Genomic DNA, 19,302 nt, shown 5'->3' on the forward strand with positions numbered 1-19,302 from the left:
AACTTCAAAGTTCAAACTTCCCACCTGGAAACAGTCTGGCTTTCTCGTGGTCATCCAGCTGACGAGCATATTCGCTGATCTCGTAAGCTTCGATGACTTCGGCACCGGTCATTCCTCGGGCGGATAACTCACGAGCAAAATGCTGTCGACGTCGAGCCGAGATCGACAGCAACCATTCGCGCAGCCAAACCAACCGCGCATTCTCTTGGTCGGGCACCGTTTCTAGAAATCCGTCATGGTAAGGCAGCCATTGGAATACTTGCGATGCATGGCAGGCGGTCATACGCACCATCGTGTCCAATTCCGAAGTTGCATCGAGCATGACGTGGGCTTGGAAACGTTGGGGGCGTGTAAACATGTCGATCATGTAGGCCACCACCGGGTCACGCTGAAGAGCTGGCACATCAGCGGCAATATGCGGTACAGTCACCAGGTAACACGCATCCTGAACGGCCTGAGCCACCGCGCGATGGTCGGGATGATAATCTGACAACCGATGCGTTAGCACCAGGTCAGGTGCAAAACTGCGGATCTCGCGGATAATGGCTGCCCGCAAAGCCAAATCGGCTACCAGTCCGCCGTCGGGAAAATCCCAAGTCACCGAGTCAGCATTGATCAAGTGACCCGACGCCCGCGCTTCTTCGCGCCGGATAGTGACCAGGTCCGCAGGTGGTATTTCATGATGACCGCTGCGGCCATCGGTAACCGAGACGATGCGAATGGTCGCTCCCAGCGCAGAGTGACGCACCACCAGCCCGCCTGCCTGAATCTCTGCATCATCTGGATGGGCACCTAAAACCAACAAACGTGGACCCGTGCTCTGCTCAACCATTCCCTACCTCGTACAACACAATCACCAATACGTCCGATGCCGAAAACGAACCCGCCTGCTGTGGGTTGCCGGTCTGCGGCGCTATGTTTCCAGTGATCGAGATGATACGCGGTTGCTCACTGTTAATCCAGGCGTTGATCTCCGCCTCAAGAGTTTGCAATTCACTTTCAATCGACTTGTAGATCTTGACGCGTTGCATGTTGAAGGCTCGCAAAAAAGGTAGCCGAAGTCGCCAGACACTCGTAGCCGAAGTCGCCAGACTTTGGACGCGTATCGTAACATGTTCCAATCTCAGGCGATGCCAGGCCAAGTGCAATCGTTTAACCCGTAGCCGCCAGGCGAGGTGCAATCGTTTAACCCGTAGCCGCCAGGCGAGGTGCAATCGTTTAACCCGTAGCCGCCAGGCGAGGTGCACCCTCTAACCCAAGTCTACATTTTGCTGAGCATTTACATGCTTAATACAGAGGCATACCCTGCACGAACAATCGCTTCGTTTGCCTAACCTGCGGCTACGGGTTAAACGATTACTCATCACTCTCTGGTCAGATCGGGTACGAGGGGCGAGTTCAGGTGCCGGACTGGCGGCGGGCTTGTAGTTCGCGGCTGGCGCTTAGAAGGGCCTCTTTCTCGTAGGGCGACAGTGAGTCTTGGCCCTCACGATGCAGTTTTCGCAAGATCTCGTCGATGTCTAAGATCTCATGCGGGTCGGGCACCTCGGCCAGAGATTCATACTCGTCCAGTTCATCATAGCCACGCGCATAATGCGCACTGCGCGTTCGCTGTCGCCAGGCACGCGGCGAAGGTGGTTCGGCCAGTTCGTCTTCTTGCTGAGCTTGAAAGGCTTCAAAGTGACTTATGCCGAGCAGATAGGTCGAGATCAGCATGACGACGACCCACATGCTGACCGGATCACCATCGGCCAGACACGCGGTAATCATGGCGACCGACATGCCGGCCAATCCGATTCCCAAATGCGAATCGGTTGATGACAGCAAGCGATGAATCTCGCTGGACTCGAGCGTGGGGTTGGTCGCGCGGCACCAGCCGATAAAAAATGCGCGACCATCGAAAGGCACTGCCGGCAAAAGGTGGATCAGAAACAGCAAACCATTGACCCACACCAACTGCGACGCCCAGGCATTGCTGCTGAGCCCCGTGTGAAAGTCCATTAGAGTTGCAGCCGTCACGCCTGAATCTGGGCTCGTGTTGATGATGCCCAGAATGAACACGCCGATAAAAGCCGCGAACATCGAGGCCGCTTGCCCAGACCCAGCGTAAAACATCATGGTCGGCGCCGGCAGACGCTCATAATCATGCGACAGGTTACCAAAGGGCCCAATCGTTAATTCAAACTCGTCGCCTTGCCAACCTACGGCCAACCACTGAGTCAACACTCGAAAAAGCAGACTGCCCAACCAGACAGTTGGTAATGTGATGGCCACCGCTTTCCAATCACCGTCCGTCGGAGCGACCTTCAGCAAGATCAGCAGGACCAGAGCAGTTAACGGCAATGTCAGAATAACTGACGAATGCACAAAGACATTGTGCAATCGCAGGGCTCTAGGCAGTGCACCTTTCCAGGTCAGAACTCGAGAGAATGTCTCGTTCCAAGGGGTCATCCATCAGCCTCTTAGGCACAAGGAAGCGGTTCCGCAGCGACCCATTATACATCCAAGGACGATTTGACTCCACTATTTCTTGCCCAGCTTTGTAGCCGAAGTCCCCCGTTGCCGAAGTCGCCAGACTTCGGATGCTCCGTAGCCGAAGTCGCCAGACTTTGGAAGCGTCACCTTTAAATCATCCAATCTCTGGCGAGATCAGCTACGGGAATTTCCAATTTTTCTGGCGAGATCGGACTTGAGGGTTTTGGGTGGCAACCGGTCAACGTAGAGTCCCCCATAAAGGTGCGTGCACAACTTCGCTCACATTGGTTGCTGATCAGGCTCGTCAACCGAACCACTTCGTTCCAAGCACTGGCAATGCTCCGCATAGCCAGTGCCACTCAGAACCTACGACGCCGACGTCGCCAGACTTTGGAAGCGACACCTTTAAATCATCCAATCTCTGGCGAGATCAGCTACAAGATTCCAGTCTCTGGCGAGATCGGCTACCCTTTAAACCGGGGGAAACGGCAAGCGGAGCTGGCGGTCATCGGCCGTGGCACCGAACTCTTCGTACAACAGACTGGGTTGAATATCGGTATTGTTTTGATACTTGCTATGGTATTCATCGCACTCCCCTTCCAGGGTGTGGTAGATAATTTGGCAGATCTGTACTCCGGGATAGATGCGGATCGGTTGGACCGCAAAAATCTCCAGCGTCCAAAAGCCGCAGAACCCCGCATCTCCAAAACCCGCCGTCACATGCACAAACAGTCCCAGTCGACCCAGCGACGAACGACCTTCGATCATCGGTACTAAATTGTGCGTTTCTGTCCGCTCAATCGTACGGGCGAGGTACACTTGGCTGGGACTAATGACTAGTCCCGATTCAGGAATTTCCAGCCGGCGATAGCGGTTGGGCGCCTTGATATCCAGTACGACTTCTTCGTAAACCAGCAGTTCATTATGGAGCCTTAAGTTGTAACTGTTGGGGTTCAGTTGCGACTCGCAAAACGGCTCGATAAGGATATCAGTGCCCATGCGTCGCTTAATTTCTTGGCCCGACAAGATCATGGCAGTCACGTCCACGTGGCGAGTGATGAGGTGGGAGGCGCCAAGTCTAAGGTATTTGGAATCAGAAAAGTAGTCTATGCCTGGACAGTTCGCCTTTGGCTCCATTTTTGCAAAGCGACCTCAAGGGTGTCGGGCAACGAGTCCTGGAAGTACAATGGCGGCATCTTTGATGCGCCCCCAGAGTGGAGTTTAACGAATGACAATTGCCCGATGGTTACAAACCCGACTGCCCCTGGGCGGCTTGATGCTCTGCGCAGGCCTGAGCGCGACCAGCGTATTCGGACAATCTACTGCCGATACCGTGCCCGCACCCGATACGAACGCCAAGAATCAAGCGAACAAACCACTCCAGCCACCCGCATATGCCAGCCCAACGATGGAGGGCTTGAAGTATGCCATCGATCGAGCTCGCCAATCGCTCAGCACTGCGCGCTTGCCCAAGCCTGACGAAAGTAAAAAACGCCTGATCAGCCAGATGCAGTCCTTCGAAGCGTATTTGGGTGGGTCCCAATCGGAAAATGCCCGCGCGTGGCAGAAGTTTTTGAAGTGGCGCGAACTCTTGGTCCAACTGGCCGCCGCAGAACCTGACCTGAAAGTTCTCACCGATGTTCAACTGCGTTACTACCAAAACATCGATGGTTTCGAACTATCTCCCTACCAAGACATGCGCAAAGCCATCGGCGACTACATCAATGCCGTGCGTTTCGGCGATAGCCCCGATGCTTCAATTAAAATTCTGGATACGCAGTTAGAGCGGCTGGTCAAGCTGACCTATGCCGACAGCACGGCCAGCGAACTCGAACGCATGCGTGATATCAGCCAGATTGCAACTTACCTGCACTCAGCCAATCAAGCGCCCGACTTGGTGGCCACGATTCGCTCCGCCTATTCGCAGCCAAACGTGCGCATGCAGGTCAGCGAGCAATTTGTGAATCGCGTAGTTGGTCGGCGAGTTGCCCAACCCAACGCTGTTAACGAATGTGTCTTGGGCACACGTGTACTGGGGCAGAGTTTCATCACCGGCAAACTACTTGCCGAACTGGAACCGCAATCCAATGGTGTTTCCATTCGGCTGACACTGTCGGGCAAGTTCCTGAGCGATAACATCGGTCACAATCGCGGCGTGAAGGTTTACACAACGGGGCAATCGCCCGTGTACGCATCCAAAGTGGTGACGATTACGCCTCAAGGAAATTACACCGGTCCAGCCATGGCCGATACCGATCTGCGAACGCAGATCAACGCGATCGACCATCGCTTGAAGATCGTGCGTCGCATTGCGACCAAGAAAGCTGCCGAGCAACAACCGCTGGCCAATGCCATCGGTCAACAGCGGCTCGAATCGCGTTTGGCAGCCCAGTTCAACGAACAAATTGAACAGCAAGTAGCTCAGGGCGGTGGCCCAGTAGGCGGCTTGGCCATGTTGAACGAGGAACGAGTTGAACTGGTGCGTTTGGGCGTGCCGATGCCCAGCTGGTCGCTGGCTTCTAGCAGCTCGCATGTTTATGCCGACGTCAGAGAGGCCAACGTTACCCAGCTAGCCGCTCCCGGTCCTTCGCCGCTTCCCAAAGACGAAAATGAAATCGTGGCTGAGGTCCATCAGTCATTGCCAATCAACCTGGCGCATAGCGTACTGGCTGGCCGCACGTTGCACAGCTGGGAAATGGATGACCTCCTGAAACAGTACACCGAGGAAGTGCCAGAAGAGTTGATTCAAGAATCGGAAGGCAAACCTTGGTCGATTACTTTCTCCAGCCATCAACCGGTAGAAGTTGAATTTCAAGACGATGTGGCCACTGTTACACTGCGGATTGTTCGCATGGCCAACGAAGATCAAGAGTTGAATCAACCGGCTACGGTGACGGCCAAGTATCGCCCGGTGCTGACCAACGAGCACGTGATCTTCGAACGCGTCGGCGATGTCGACTTGACCTTCATCCGGGCGGCCAGCGGCATACGCTCGGTTGCTCTGCGCTCGTTCTTCAAGGGTAAATTTGATAAACTGTTTCGCGAGCGTACGGAACCCCGCGCGCGAGTCTTTGCTACTCCTCGAATCCCCAATGTTTCGAGAATGGCCATCATCGATATAACCTTCGATAAAGGTTGGGCACAGGTAACGATACACTAATGAACATCCCAGGCCCAAGTGGGCGGCTGGGCCGATGAATCACCATACGCTTCTGGAATTCTAAATTGGATTTCAGCTACGAGAGTGAGCTGCAGGATGAGCAAGGTTAACTATGGAACCTGGGTCGATATTGCCTTTGATTGTTTGCCACTGCGGACCGTGACGCGCGTCGATATCCCGATCGACGCCTCGCCCAAGCTGGCGGAGAAGATGCTGCGCGTCAAACAGGCTATCGAGAAACATGGGACGCTGAACAGCTACTTCTTGCACAACGCGCACTGCATTTATCACTTGACCAATGACCCTCGCGAAGGCATGGTGCAATTCGAATTCGATGGCACCGTACTGACCGATACCAACGATCTACAATCGCAGTCGTGTGATCTGCGAGTCGAACTGGTGGGCGAGACCTGCAGTTGGCTGAACCAGAGCATCGTGCAGTGGTTGGGCCAATGCGTTCAACGAGCCGTGCAGCTTGAATTCGATCGTTACATTCAAGCTGGCGACCTGCGAAAAGTCCAAGAGCGGCTGGAACGGATTCAACGAGCCAGTGACGAATCAGGCGGCTTTGTGGGCATGTATCTGTAGTTCCGTACGCCGACGACTCGCGATGCAATCCGTTATTTGGGCATCTCCGCGCCACCCAGCACGAAGACAACTTCTACCGACGACTTTACCGACATCTCTCCACCGGATAGGGCCTCGTCGGAACCGCCACCAAACGGATCACCTCCTATCATGCCTCCGCGATAGCCGTAAGGGGATGGTCGATCTGCTTCGCGCATGGTCTTGATCGAAGCCAGCGTGGCACCCAGTTCCCGTGCCATTGCGTGAGCTTTATCGCGGGCGTCACGCACAGCCGCTAACCTGGCTGTATCGCGATGCTTGTTGATTTGTGATGAAGTGAAATGCAGCCCCTCGGTGCGATTGATCCCGCGTTCGACCAGGCCCTTATAAATCGTCTCGAACTTCTTGAGATCCACGACCGTGATCAGCAATTGACGACTGGCTGAGTATCCGATGGGAGCGATCGGCGGCTCGCCATCGGCACTCGGTGCAGGATTGCTAAAAGGATCTGCATTGGCATTGTTGCGCTGGTTGTAACCTTTGCCATCGTGTTCAGGTTCGTCGCGCAGGATGGGATCAATCGAGATGAATTGGGTCTGGATGTGTTTATCCTCGATGCCTGACGACTTCAGAAATTCGAGCACACCTTTTAGCTTCTTGTCGACCTCTTCGGTGGCCGCCGCAACTGTCTTAGCCCGTGATTGAATGCCGACCGAAACCTTGACGATATCCGGCGCTACCAAGACTTCCGCGTCGCCAATGACCGTAATCGTTGGTACGTCGTCCGCGCCCAAAGCGCTAAGCGAAAGCATAGCCACTAAACCGGCCGAAGCTGCCAAGCGATTGCAGATGCGATTTATACTCATCAAAGTACTCCTATTTATCAAGGTACCGATCAAAGTCGAAACATCTTGTATTGTAAGTCGTCTTTCAATGCGCAGCATGGGGGGCTATCAGCGGGAACGTTGACGATGACCAAGTGCGAAGGGAGGGGCATGCACTTGAGAGTCGGTAATATTGCCGATCGCCAGTTTCATCGGTTTGACGAAATCTGCTAACCGACCTTGCCAATGGCCAGCGTCCACTGTTGACGCGAAAATCAACTTTGGTAGCAGGTATGGATTAGTGAAGATTAGCGCCCATTAGTGTTCCCACATTCGATCGAAGCAGGATGCGAACCACTAATCTCCGCTAATAAACACTAATCAAGAATGCGCCCAGTCCCACTCGTTTCGCGTCATGTCGCCGTAAGGCACCGGCAGGGCGGCGGCGCAAGTGGCGATTCGAACAAGAGCAAACATTAGTTGATGCATAAAGTATTGCGAGCATCTGACATCGGGAACGTTGGCGTTCTCCAAGCGGCAGGAGAACGCGTTACTTTAAAAACCGATAGGCCATCGCCGCTGTGTTGGGACGCGATGCCACAAAATAGGTCGCGATAACGGTCATCGCGACAAACGCAGTTCGTGTTGAAAAACGGAAGCGGTTCATCGGATCAAACTTATGGATGTGTAACGACCAAAATCACCGCGGCCGCCGGGGTTGATTTTGTTAGTAAGTTGGAGATGAGCGGCGGCTCCGGTGAATTGCCTGGTTCCCGATGTTTGGGCACCCAGGCAATCGAGCTTGCAGTATAGCCGGTCGACAATTGCAGATGCAACTTCGCTTGGCCGCTTTGCCAGTTTCATAGGCGTGTCTGCATCAGCCAAAACCTATTGAACCACAGAGGCACAGAGAACACAGAGGAATACAACCACGGTTTATCGATTGTCCGTTCGGCAGCATGTCTTGAACTTGCCAACCACCTTTGCCGATCGCGATTGCCGGTGCCTGACGGCGACCGGCAAAGATTGTACCGGCCCTCCAGGCTTGGACTTTCGCTGATGAGCGTTTACCCCTTCGATTCCAGACCAGCGGTCTGTGCAGCTAAGTTTCAATGCTCGAAGCGTGGGAGTCAAGCCAACTCAGTGTCCAGGCCTGAAAGGCCGATAGAACCTCTGCCGGTCGCCGTAAGGCACCGGCAGGCCAACAGCGCAACTGCCGGTACGAACAAGCTTAAGCACTAATTGATGCGTAAAGTATTGCGAGCATCTGACATCGGGAACTTGTTCTTATCCCGGTTTGGGGTTTGGATAACCGGATTTTGGGGTCTTATCCCTGGTTAGTCAACTTAATTATCCCCGGTTGAGCGGCACTTATCCCGGTCTGCGCGAAACCGGGATAAGTACCTATCCCGGATGTATGCCAAAGTATCGGTAGACCAGGAGACCTTGGTAGATGTTCGTCAGCATTTCCGAGTCGCCACGCGACATCGCAAGCGTTGCATCGCACGCCGACTAAAGCTGGACGGCTTCCGATGCCCTGGGAGAGGTGAGGGTCAGAGTTGCTTGCGGCCAACGCGCAGTTTAGCGCTACGAGAGCGATTGTTTTCTAACAGCTCTTGGTCACCGGCAGTGATGGGTTTGCGGGTGACGACTTCCAATCGTGGGTCGTCGCGAAATGCGTTCTTGACGATGCGATCTTCCAATGAGTGAAAGCTAATCACGAATAACTGGCCACCTGGAGCCAGTAGATCGGGCAAGCGAGCGAGGGCTCGTTCGAGAATACCCAGCTCATCGTTCACTAAGATTCGCAAGGCTTGAAAGGAGCGTGTGGCCGGATCCAGTCGTGCGTGTCGAGCGCCTGGTACACAGCGATGTATCAGCTCGCGCAGTTGACTGGCTGTGCGAATTGGATTCTCTCTACGCTGCTCGACAATCCGACGCGCGATGCGACGACTGAAGCGCTCTTCGCCATACTTGTAAATCGTATCGGCGATCTCTTGCTCATGGGCGCGATCGAGCCATTGCCAGACTGGCTGGCCGCTGGTGGGATCGAAACGCATATCCAATTCGCCGTCTGACGAAAAACTGAAACCGCGCTCCGGGTCGCTCAGCTGATCACTGGATAGTCCCAAGTCGAGCAGGATTCCATGAGCGGCGGGCCAACCCAGTTCGGTTATCATCTCGGGCGCGTCGTCATAAGAACCTTCGCGCACGGCCGCGATGTTCGTATCCAGCAGGGATGCCAACCGCTGGGCGGCAGCCGGATCGCGATCGATGGCCAGCAGATGACCGCCTGGCGATAGGCGCTGCGCGATCGCGGCACTGTGGCCACCACCACCGGCTGTGCCGTCGATCCAAACTTGCCCGGGTTGCGGTTGCCCCAGGTCAAGGATTTCAGCCAGCAGAACTGGAACGTGAACGCTTGAGCCGGACATTAATCAGTTGCGACTCACGGAAGCCGTGTAGCGTGTGGCTGCTACTGCTGCCCGCTTGATGGCTGCTTCCAACGCCGGATCACTCCCAGCAGAGGCCGTGGCTAGCGATGCGCCGTCGTCACCAATGATCGGCTTGGCTGCACTGTACGGCTGCGACAAGACGTTGCGGTTGTCCAATCCCACCAGCGGCTCGTTGGGCTTGGGTAGTGCCTTAGCGTCGATGGCCAGGTGAGGAGGTACACCGCGCTCGCTAATGGCGGCCCCGCTAGGCGAATAGAACTTGGAGACAGTCAACCGCACGCCCGCTTGAAAACTCTTGGTGTGGAACAAGCCTTGAACGCTGCCCTTGCCGTAAGAAGTTGTGCCGATCAACATCCCACGTTGGTGATCGCGAATGGCACCTGCGAATATTTCACTGGCACTAGCGCTATCGCCATCGATGAGTACCACCAGAGGTGTTGGCCAGGTGCCACCGCGAACCGCGGTGTAGTTTTGATTTTCGATACCATTCTTGCCGCGTGTGCTAACGATCACACCTTCACCGACGAAGCGATCAGCCACTGAGACCGCCGCATCCAGCCAACCACCTGGGTTACCACGCAGATCGATGATCAAGCTACGCATTTGCTGGCGATCAAGACTATACAGAGCCGCATCCAGTTCGGTGACGGTGGTCTTCTGGAAGCTGTTAATCTTCAGATAACCGGTACCGTTTTCCTGATCGATGATATGAGCATTCTCGATACTGGCAACTTCGACGCGACGTCGGTCGACGAAGACTTCGAAATTTCCTCGACCTTCACGATTGACCACCAGACGAACTTTGGAGTTCTCGGGGCCGCGCAGCAGATCGGCGGCTCGTTCGGCGCCCACATCAGCACAACGCACCGAACCAACTTCGACGATGCGATCTGCGACCTGCAAGCCCGATTCACGCGCTGGGCCACCAGCGATGACGTTCAGAATGCGCAGCGGCACTTCGTGCGGTTGCAGGGCGATACCCAATCCGACAAAGTTACCTTCGATCTGCGATTCCACTTCAGCCAGTTCGCCGGCTGAAAGGAACGACGAATAAGGATCGAGCAGTCCGACTGCACCGCACACAAACTGCATAATCGTAGCAGAGGTGGGCAAGCCGATTTGTTCTTGCGCCATCGCAGCCACGCTCGAGAGTGTATTGCGGGCTTCGAAACGGCTACGAATTGGTCGGCCGAGCGTATAGTGATGAATGTTGGTGCGGAACTGCTCGATGCGCTGCGGGTCTTGACCGCGCAGAAAATGATTGACGAACAGCGGTTCAGTCAGGGCTACTTCCAAGTAGGCAGTGCCACCGCGCACGATCTCAGTCATATCTACTTGTTCAACGTAACTCATCTCCAAACGCGATAGGACTTCGGAGTAGAGCTCAAGACCGTCATTAGCGGAAATAGTTGCCATCGCATCCAGTAGCGATGGATCCTGGCAGCGACGAACAACATCATAGTGAATGCGGGCTATCAGCAAGCGTCGCTTGATCTCGGCATTCTCGCCCAGCAAGCGGCCGGCTTTTTCATAGTGCTGAACGGCTTCCAGCCACTGCCGGTTCTGTTCCAGCTCGAGGCCCCTGCGCAACTGCTCAGCGACGTTGGTCGTCGGGGCAGCGGGCGCTTCGACGGCGCGCGGCGACTGACCGTATGCGTGTGGAAACGCAAACAGCAGGCAGCACAAACACAGAAACTTATTGAGCGAGCGAAATCGCATCGTGATGATCCAGGGCCCAGGGGTGCCTAACTTCGTGACGACTGGAGACGGGCTTACTCTAAAATTGCCGGTTGCTGGCCACTGGGGGGATGATGGGCAGACTGCTTACCAACATCCTTGGGTGGCTGTGACAACCGCGCCTGCGTCCATGCACGAAGTCAGCCCGAGGGAATATAGATCACGGATAATGCCCGGTCAAAAAGTCGCTCGAAATTTCCTGCGAGCGTTTACGGCACAGCCGCGCTAAACGGTCAACTCGAGACCGGGTATGCCGAAGATGCACAGCAAACCGACTCGGGCGCCGCTTTCTGGCCTTAGTACTTTTGACTCTCCGTCAGAAGGTTCTGACAGTCGCATCCCGCGTGAGATTGGCAGCCAATCGGTGGCTGCCCTGGCGTCAGACTAACTGTATGCATTTGCCAGCCACTGGTCAAATTTGCGGTTTTGAGAAAGCGAATTTCAAATGATTGCAGGTTCCGAGCGAAATGCTGGCAAGGGTAGACGTTGTTACAATATGACACAAAGTCCCTGCGGAAAAAACTGATTCGTCTAAGGTAACTTATGCTCGATGCTCGCGACTCTGCTATTGAAGTGCAAGGCCTGCGCAAAATTTACAAGTCCGGCCTGCTGGGCTCGAAAAGCTTCCAATCCCTGGCCGGCGTCGATCTGAAAGTTCCTCGTGGCGAAGTCTTCGGGCTGCTGGGACCCAATGGAGCGGGTAAGACCACGCTTATAAAGATTCTGTTGGGCATTATCCGGCCAACTGGCGGCGAGGCGGCCGTACTGGGAAAACCGGCTGGCAGCAAACAAGCTCGCCGGCACATCGGCTACCTGCCAGAGAACTTAAATTTCGCTGGCCACCAAACGGCTCAGCGGGCTATGCGCTATTACGGACGACTGAGCAATCTCGACGAAGCCACCATCCGGACGCGCAGCGCGGAGCTAATCGAACTGGTTGGGCTAAAAGGACGTGATCGCGAACTGGTCACGCGGTTTAGCAAAGGTATGCGGCAGCGACTCGGGCTGGCACAAGCCATGTTGCACAATCCCGACCTGTTGGTGCTGGACGAACCCACCGATGGCCTCGATCCAGTCGGTCGCTCACAAATACGTCAGTTGATCTCGCTGCTGCGCGATCAAGGCAAGACGGTATTTCTCAATAGCCACATTCTGCAAGAAGTCGAACTGGTTTGCGACCGCGTGGCTATTCTGGTCGCAGGTCAACTTCGCGGGGTGGGTCGACCGCGCGAACTGACCGAACAGTTTCACGGTGCCTTAGGCGAAACCGTCCTCCTGGAACTCGGCGCACCCAGCAATGGAGACGTAGCGATATCAACTGCCAGTCTCAGTACCAGCTTGGAACAAGTGGCGGTCGCCTTTGAAGGCAAACTAGAAACGCTGCCCAATGAACGTTGGCTGTTAACGGCTGGCGTGCGGTCGCAAGCTGATGTTGATCACATGGTTGATCAAGCCCGACAAGTCGGCGCCAGTATCATTCGACTGGAACGCAAACGACCAAGCCTGGAAGAGGTCTTCCTGTCGATGGTCGGACCACAAAAACATACCAACGCTTAAGCTGGCCATTTTTCCCGCGGCTGCCGACAGCCATTCTCAGAGATAGTACCAAGCATTCATGAAGCCATACTTTGCGATCCTGATCGATTCGTTCTGGGAAGCTGTCTCCAGCAAGATTCTGTGGGGACTGCTAATCTGTTGGACACTTTTGTTGGGCGGCCTCGCGCCGTTCGGCTACGTTACGGAAGTCGGTTATCAACTGACCGGTGGCGACATTATCAATCCGCTTGGCTTGGCTCAGAAACTGGCCAAAGGTCTTAGCGCGGCGGCCAGCGATCGACAGAAAGCCATCTCGTCGCGGCTGAGTGAGTCGTTCAAGAAAGATCTAAAGGAGATTAATGCCAAGTCCGACCTGGCCCAACGCAACGAAGCTCTCTCCAAGTTTGGCCGCCGAGACCTGGCTAACGAACTCAACAAGACCATCAAAGACAAAGATTTGTTTGATCCGGCCGTGTTTGAAACGGTCACAAAATTAGACGCCGTCAAACCGATCATCGAAAAGAGTCCGTCGGCGCGCAGCGACCTGGATGTGCAGTACTTGAACCGGCAAATCTTGCGCATGACCTATTCGGCCGATATGCGCGCGCCGCGCAACGAGCAGATATGGTTTGGTTATGCCGGGATCAAAATCGGCGATGAACTGCCATTTGATCGGGCGCAAGTGAATATGTTCATCGAAGGCATCGCCCTGCAGATGATCATCCGCTTTGGCCTCTCGTTTATCGTGGTCTTTGTCGGCTTGATCATTACCAGTTCGATGATCCCAGAGACCTTTCGATCAGGCGCCTTGCATTTGCTGTTGAGCAAACCTGTGTCGCGACCATTGGTTTACTTGACCAAGTTCGTCGGCGGAACGGTTTTCGTGCTGATCAATATCACTTACCTGCTGATTGGCATGTACTTTTTGGTTGGCTGGCGACTAGGGATTTGGAATGCCGGACTGTTGGCTTGCATTCCGCTACTGCTGTTTGCGTTCGTCATCTTCTATAGTGTGTCGGCCTTAGTCGGTTTGATTTGGAACAACCCGATTATCAGCGTGGTGGTTTGTATCCTGTTCTGGCTGCTCTTTTTTGTGGTGGGCGCTCTGGAAAGCGTCATGCGCGTGCCGGCCGTCTGGATGCCGCAGATCGTACGCTTTGCGATTGTGGGTGACGACGTTTTGTCGATGACACACTCAGGCCAGGTCAATGTCTGGAATGACAAATTCAAAGTTTGGCAACCCGCCGTGGATCTACCTGACTTTCGACGGCCCGGTCGAATCGTTGGCCCCATCATTGACTCGCAGCGCCAACGCGTTGTGTTTCGTTCCGACTTCTTTAATGGTCTAGGCGATTTTGAAACGCGTTCGCGCAATCTAGTGTATGTCGATTTGAAGCAGCCCAACGAAGCCGCGGCCGACACGGCAACCTCCGACAAACCGGCTGAGAACGATAAAGTCACCGAGAGTGACAATGGCGGTGGAGAAAACAAAAAAGATCAGGGCAAGCCGGACGCAGATGACGACGCGTCCATTCCCAAGAATGTCGACGAAGCTCGTCGCAAACCACATTGGAACAGCGAGTCCGGCGTCGAACCGCCCATGCTGATGATCGATCTGCTGGAACTGCACGACAAGACGCTGGCAGTTACTCGCAACGGTATATTCGAAATCGACTGGAAAGCTCTGGATACCACGTCCGCAGCCAAGTCATCGCCCGGCATCTTCGGCGACTTGGGTGGACTCTTCAATCGTATACAGCCACAAACCTTTAAAGAGCTGCAACCTGCGGACTACGTCTTTGGCGATAGCGTTCGCGTCACCCGAACGCCGGATCAAAACAGCTTGATCATCTACAACAGCAATCGTCTGGACAGTTTGAAACTGGATGAAGCCACTGGCAAGTTTGTGGTGGAACACACGCTGACAGTGGATGAAGAGAAACGTGAACCGGCATTGCTAGCCGCCAGCAACAACTTTGTCATAGTTGGTCGCGAAGGCAAACCACTGACAATCATCGACCGTCAATTGTCGCGTATCGTATCCACCGTACCCATGGCGATTGACCCGCGACAGATTGAACCTATCGGGACAACCGATCGCTTTTCGATTGTCAATCACGAAAATCAATTGCTGATTTTAGACGCGGCTACAGGTAAGTTATCGACCGCCAACGTTCCATCTCAGGGTGCGATCACCGGTGTAACTTGGATCAGCGACAACCAAGTTTGGATCGGTATTCGACCGAGTCGAGCGATCCTGTGGGACATGCAGGCCGGCAAGATCGAGCGAACGCTGGCTCCAACGCCTTCGCGCTTGAATTACTTCTACGACTATGTCGCGCGACCGTTGTACGTACTCGGTCCCAAGCCATCGTCGCTGAATGGAGTGTTGACCAAGCTACTGCAACGCGAGCGGGCCGGTCAGACACAACTCTTCAACAACGACCTGTCCGCCTTCCGAGAAGAGATCGAAGTCTGGCAGCCGATCATCAGCAACCTGGTCTTCGTGGTAGTCATGCTGGGCATCGGCTGCATCTACGTGTGGCGCAAAGAGTTTTAAGCGTGGCATGTAGCCGAAGTCGCCAGACTTTGGATGCGTCACCGGTCGATCTCCAATCTCTGGCGAGATCGGCCCCACCGAGCTTGTCTCGGTGGACCGATGACTGATTGGCTAGCCCACCAGTCGTGCTTCCACCGACGCAAGGTCGGTGGAGAGCATCTGCCGAATAGTTTATATGTGAAGTATTGGGTAGATTGGAACGACACCAATCACCCCGTCGCGGCGAGTGATGGACCATCAAGCAAAGCTTCAGTTCATCGAAGGACCAGGGGTAATTTTGCGGTGAGGCCAGCGTCTCGGATGGTTCGCGCAGATCGTCCCATGACCTCGGCCACTTGTTTTCGTGAGTCTTAAGGTGCTCAATTATAATGGCAGCGCTCCAATCGGTTGCGTAGGCATTCGGAACAACTACGGTGACCACGCCATGCAAACAATAGATCCCGTATGTTGTTCCAACAAGCAAGAGCGCTGTGATGGCGAGCACTAAACGTTCATTCGGTCACGTAACGCCCGAGATGACGCGGTTGCTACTAATTGAATTACCATCAGGAAACGCGCGATCCGCAACTCGCGTGCATTTTTGGTTCTGCCTACCCTCGGTTGTCGAGCGATTCGCGTATCCAGAGCGGTTCGCGTCTAAGATCGAGAATGGCAACGACCGTAACACAATCACCGGCAACTGTGTAGTAAATGCCAAAAGGAAATCGTTTCGACAGAGATCGACGGAATCCATATTCAATTTCATGAATTCCCCCAGAGTATCTCAGCGACTCAATGTCAGCGAAGACACAACTACGAAAGTAGTCTCCAAGCCCGATACTTTGACGCTCATAGAACCAGTAGCCATCAGCTACATCGGCTTCCGCACTGGACGAGATCTCAACTATCATTTCCCAAGCTTCTGTAGTCGCTCCTTGGCCTCAGACCAAGGCGAAACCGTCATCGTTCCATTTTCAATTTGTCTTTTTCGCTCGTTCAAAATCGCGGCATGCCATTCTGGAGAGCGGACATCACCCGATTGATGACAAAGATTGTCCCAAACCTGCTCAAGCAGTTGGACCTTCTCTCCGACAGACATGGTATTGAGTGGCAATTCGATTGGCATAGCATTTCCTCCGAATAGATTCTAGCAGGTTGTATCAGACAATCCAAATGTCACTTCGCTATCTGGCGATTGACGAAAGTAGTACAAGTACAAAACGTCAGGATGTATGACTTGGATGGTGTCGAAGCGTCGCGCTCTGAGTAAAGCCACTACGTCTACGCTACCAAGGCAGCGGACGTCACCACACACGTCGGTTCGCAGCGTCGACTTAAAAGTTGTACGATCTCTTGAGGCTTAGAGGGTCAACCCTCACTCGTATCACACAATCCCAAGGGCATATCGTCGGTGGGGTCCAAGACACGCAGGGCTTTGCGGCCCGTGTAGATGTCATGCAAGGGTTCGCCGACCAACTCACCGCGCCAACCTAATAGCAGGCTGGGCATCTCCTCGTCGCGTTCAGGTGACCCTTCCATCCAGTAGACAATCAAATCGCGAACATCGTCGGAGGTGCCCACGATGGCGGTGGCAATGTTATGGCAGCGGCAGATATAGGCCATGGCCGCGGTCAAGAATTGCTGCAACAGAGCAGGCGGTCGAGCACGTTTGGAAACCCGCTGGCCGGGCCAGGCCGGTTCGGGTGAATCCATGCCTTCGGTAACGCAGGCAGCCATCTCTGGCAGCAGTCGCTGCATACCAGCGTGATGCAAGCCCCGGATCGTGGCGATCTTGGCCGGATCGGTCCAGGATCGCTTGGCGATTTCCAACAACAAGTCATCGCGCAGGACACGTCGAGCCGGCATGTTACGCTGTTCAGCGCGGGTCTCGCGCCACTTCCATAACGCTCGTACAATGGCCAATTGGCGACCGCGCATTGACTGGACGCCGCCTATGCGATGCCAGGCTTCGCGCTGTTGGCTTTCGATGAGAGCCGATTGCCGGCGGAACATTTCCTCAGTGAACCACTCCAAGCGCCGCGCATCGATCAACTGTTGCTCCAGCTTTTTGTACAGCTGAGGCAAATGGAGCACGTCCAGGGCCGCGTAATCGAGCTGCGACGTACTCAGTGGCCGGGCTCGCCAATCGGTTCGCGTTTCGCCCTTATCGAGCACCTTACCCAGCACCCGCGATAACAGGTTCCCGTAAGAAGCGGGATATTCACCACCCAAAATACCGACCGCCAGCTGGATATCAAATAAGCCCGGCATAGTCTTGCCGGTCGCGCGGTATACGAACAGGGTCTCTTCGCGGCCGGCATGGACAATGACTTTGCGCGCCGGATCGACCAGCACTTGCCAGAGTTCGTCTAGCTGCTTGACCGCTTTGGGGTCAACGAGAAAGATTAGATTGGCGGTCGATACCTGAATCAGGCACAAGTCGGGTCGATAGCTGTCCTCGGCGACAAACTCCGTGTCAAAGCCGATGACCGGCGATTGAGTAAGCGCCGCCATCATTTCTTCCAACAGTGACTGCTGGTCGACCAGTTTATAAGTCAAACGTTTCAAGATGCTGTAATCAAGGGGATCGCGTCGCAGATAAGCTTTCATTAAACTCGGCATCGCCACTTATGCCAAGTTAGCTAACGTGGCATCGAAGCCGATCGAAGCAAAAAAAGTTGCGTATTATGCCCATAGGCTCTACCTATCACCCCCCGCTTACCACCCGCCAGCTTCTAGTCAGCGTCCAAAACGCGGCCGAAGCCCGCGCGGCGCTGGCGGCCGGGGTCAGCTGGATCGACCTGAAAGATCCCAGTCAAGGTTCACTGGGCCGCGCCACTGACACCACCAGTCAGGAAGTGCTGCACTGCCTACTCTCGGCAGATCGGCCGATCCAAGGCAGCGCGGCCTGGGGCGAATGGTCGGAAATATCCGTCCTGGAATTCGAATCGCTAATACTAGGCTTTCCCATCGTCAAGCTCGGCCTGGCCGGAACGGTTGGCCAATCTAACGATGACTTTCGGCTGGAACAATTACACGCAGACACTCGGGATCAAGGCGTGCAAGTTGTGTGGGCCATCTATGCCGATTGGCAGCGGGCCAGGGCGGCCGAGCCAGAGCGGGTGCTGGAGTTGGCTGCTCGCAGCCATTCACCCTATGTGCTCATCGATACCTGGCAGAAAGATGGCCATGGCCTATTCTCGTGGATGAGGCTGGATGAAGTTCAGCGGTTGAAAGCTCAGGCAGCCGAGATCGGAGCCAACCTGGTGGTCGCCGGTAGCCTGCGCACCAGTGACTGGAGCCAACTAGATGAACTGGGGCCGGTCGTCATCGGCATTCGCGGAGCCGCTTGCCAAACCGCCCACGATCGATCCAGCAGCCTCTGCCCCAAGCGCATTGCGCAGTGGTTAGAGTGGCTGTGAGCGCGTAGCGGAACCGCAGGGGGAGAAGGGGAGAACCGGGCGGGCCGCACTAGCTTACACATAAAGATCACAAACCAAAACATCTCAATTACTTTACACATAAAGTAACTGACAGCCACAGGAGAATGAGGGCTCACTGTTCCATGTCGCGCAAATGCAAATCCAGTGCACCCACGGACATGCGGATTTCGATAAGCGAAAGCACCAGCGAAGTAGCCATCAACAGCAGGCTGAAAACAAAGATCATTTTGCCCGCCAAGATCCAACCGGCAAACAGCACTCCCATACACAACGTACAACACAGCAAACTGCCAACGCCCAGCGTCTGCATGTCGCGAATGAGAATGATGCGCCGGCGCAGGTTATCGATTTGTAAACGGTAGATCGGATCGGGCGTTTGCTGATGATCAGCATGGAGCTTGCGAATGATCGTGGCCAGCGCCAGAAAGCGATTGGTATAGGCCAGCAGCAAAAGTGAAATCGTCGAAAAGAGCAAGGCTGGTGTCGTCAAATCAATGGTCATGCGCAATCTCCGATTGCGGAAGCCAGCTTTCCACGCAGGGTCTATAGAGTCAACCCTTGGTCC

16 protein-coding genes are annotated in these 19,302 nt (G+C 54.7%); 5 read left to right on the forward strand and 11 right to left on the reverse strand.

What is annotated here, in order from left to right:
- Positions 1-4: 4 nt before the first annotated feature.
- The 4 genes from SH573x_RS17255 to dcd form a co-directional block, all read right to left on the reverse strand.
- Positions 5-832 (reverse strand): PIG-L deacetylase family protein, encoded by an 828-nt coding sequence (locus tag SH573x_RS17255; RefSeq protein ID WP_479348888.1) that lies wholly within the window; start codon positions 830-832, stop codon positions 5-7.
- Positions 825-1,031, reverse strand: a complete 207-nt coding sequence (locus tag SH573x_RS17260) for a hypothetical protein (RefSeq protein ID WP_479348889.1) — start codon at positions 1,029-1,031, stop codon at positions 825-827. The genes SH573x_RS17255 and SH573x_RS17260 overlap by 8 nt, the downstream gene beginning before the upstream one ends.
- A gap of 367 nt (positions 1,032-1,398) precedes the next feature.
- The gene (locus SH573x_RS17265) at positions 1,399-2,451 is read right to left on the reverse strand and encodes a hypothetical protein (RefSeq protein WP_479348891.1); all 1,053 of its coding nucleotides are present in this window, start codon (positions 2,449-2,451) and stop codon (positions 1,399-1,401) included.
- A gap of 495 nt (positions 2,452-2,946) precedes the next feature.
- Positions 2,947-3,507, reverse strand: coding sequence for a dCTP deaminase (gene dcd / locus SH573x_RS17270; RefSeq protein ID WP_479348893.1), 561 nt, complete (start codon positions 3,505-3,507; stop codon positions 2,947-2,949).
- A 196-nt stretch (positions 3,508-3,703) separates the two neighbouring features.
- On the opposite strand from dcd, the gene SH573x_RS17275 reads away from it, so the two are divergent.
- On the forward strand, positions 3,704-5,635 hold the full coding sequence (locus SH573x_RS17275) for a hypothetical protein (protein WP_479348894.1): 1,932 nt from the start codon (positions 3,704-3,706) through the stop codon (positions 5,633-5,635).
- Between the two features lie 96 nt (positions 5,636-5,731).
- On the forward strand, positions 5,732-6,223 hold the full coding sequence (locus SH573x_RS17280; RefSeq protein WP_479348896.1) for a hypothetical protein: 492 nt from the start codon (positions 5,732-5,734) through the stop codon (positions 6,221-6,223).
- A 32-nt stretch (positions 6,224-6,255) separates the two neighbouring features.
- Here SH573x_RS17280 and SH573x_RS17285 read toward each other — a convergent pair whose 3' ends face one another.
- The 3 genes from SH573x_RS17285 to SH573x_RS17295 all read right to left on the reverse strand — a co-directional run bounded on the left by SH573x_RS17285 (position 6,256) and on the right by SH573x_RS17295 (position 11,201).
- Complete coding sequence (locus tag SH573x_RS17285; protein WP_479348897.1) at positions 6,256-7,068, reverse strand: SIMPL domain-containing protein; 813 nt, start codon at positions 7,066-7,068, stop codon at positions 6,256-6,258.
- Positions 7,069-8,579: 1,511 nt separating this feature from the next.
- Entirely contained in the window at positions 8,580-9,461 is an 882-nt protein-coding gene (gene rsmH, locus SH573x_RS17290; RefSeq protein WP_479348898.1) for a 16S rRNA (cytosine(1402)-N(4))-methyltransferase RsmH, read from the reverse strand.
- A gap of 3 nt (positions 9,462-9,464) precedes the next feature.
- Positions 9,465-11,201 carry a S41 family peptidase gene (locus SH573x_RS17295; RefSeq protein WP_479348900.1) on the reverse strand — a complete coding sequence of 579 codons (1,737 nt, stop codon included), beginning with the start codon at positions 11,199-11,201 and terminating at the stop codon, positions 9,465-9,467.
- Positions 11,202-11,762: 561 nt separating this feature from the next.
- Here SH573x_RS17295 and SH573x_RS17300 point away from each other — a divergent pair.
- Positions 11,763-12,776, forward strand: a complete 1,014-nt coding sequence (locus SH573x_RS17300; RefSeq protein WP_479348901.1) for an ABC transporter ATP-binding protein — start codon at positions 11,763-11,765, stop codon at positions 12,774-12,776.
- A 58-nt stretch (positions 12,777-12,834) separates the two neighbouring features.
- Positions 12,835-15,315: an ABC transporter permease subunit gene (locus SH573x_RS17305; protein WP_479348902.1), complete on the forward strand. Its 2,481-nt coding sequence runs from the start codon at positions 12,835-12,837 to the stop codon at positions 15,313-15,315.
- Between the two features lie 590 nt (positions 15,316-15,905).
- Here the strand turns inward: SH573x_RS17305 and SH573x_RS17310 are convergent.
- The 3 genes from SH573x_RS17310 to SH573x_RS17320 form a co-directional block, all read right to left on the reverse strand.
- Positions 15,906-16,205, reverse strand: a complete 300-nt coding sequence (locus SH573x_RS17310) for a type II toxin-antitoxin system RelE/ParE family toxin (protein ID WP_479348903.1) — start codon at positions 16,203-16,205, stop codon at positions 15,906-15,908.
- Complete coding sequence (locus tag SH573x_RS17315) at positions 16,202-16,420, reverse strand: addiction module protein (protein ID WP_479348904.1); 219 nt, start codon at positions 16,418-16,420, stop codon at positions 16,202-16,204. Before SH573x_RS17315 ends, SH573x_RS17310 begins: the two co-directional genes overlap by 4 nt.
- A 242-nt stretch (positions 16,421-16,662) precedes the next feature.
- On the reverse strand, positions 16,663-17,916 hold the full coding sequence (locus SH573x_RS17320) for a ribonuclease D (protein ID WP_479348905.1): 1,254 nt from the start codon (positions 17,914-17,916) through the stop codon (positions 16,663-16,665).
- A 65-nt stretch (positions 17,917-17,981) separates the two neighbouring features.
- Between SH573x_RS17320 and SH573x_RS17325 the strand changes: the two genes are divergently transcribed.
- Entirely contained in the window at positions 17,982-18,716 is a 735-nt protein-coding gene (locus SH573x_RS17325; RefSeq protein WP_479348906.1) for a (5-formylfuran-3-yl)methyl phosphate synthase, read from the forward strand.
- A gap of 133 nt (positions 18,717-18,849) precedes the next feature.
- Here SH573x_RS17325 and SH573x_RS17330 read toward each other — a convergent pair whose 3' ends face one another.
- Positions 18,850-19,239, reverse strand: coding sequence for a DUF2721 domain-containing protein (locus tag SH573x_RS17330; protein WP_479348907.1), 390 nt, complete (start codon positions 19,237-19,239; stop codon positions 18,850-18,852).
- Positions 19,240-19,302: the final 63 nt, after the last annotated feature.

The sequence above is a fragment of the Rania fehmarnensis genome (assembly GCF_056494185.1).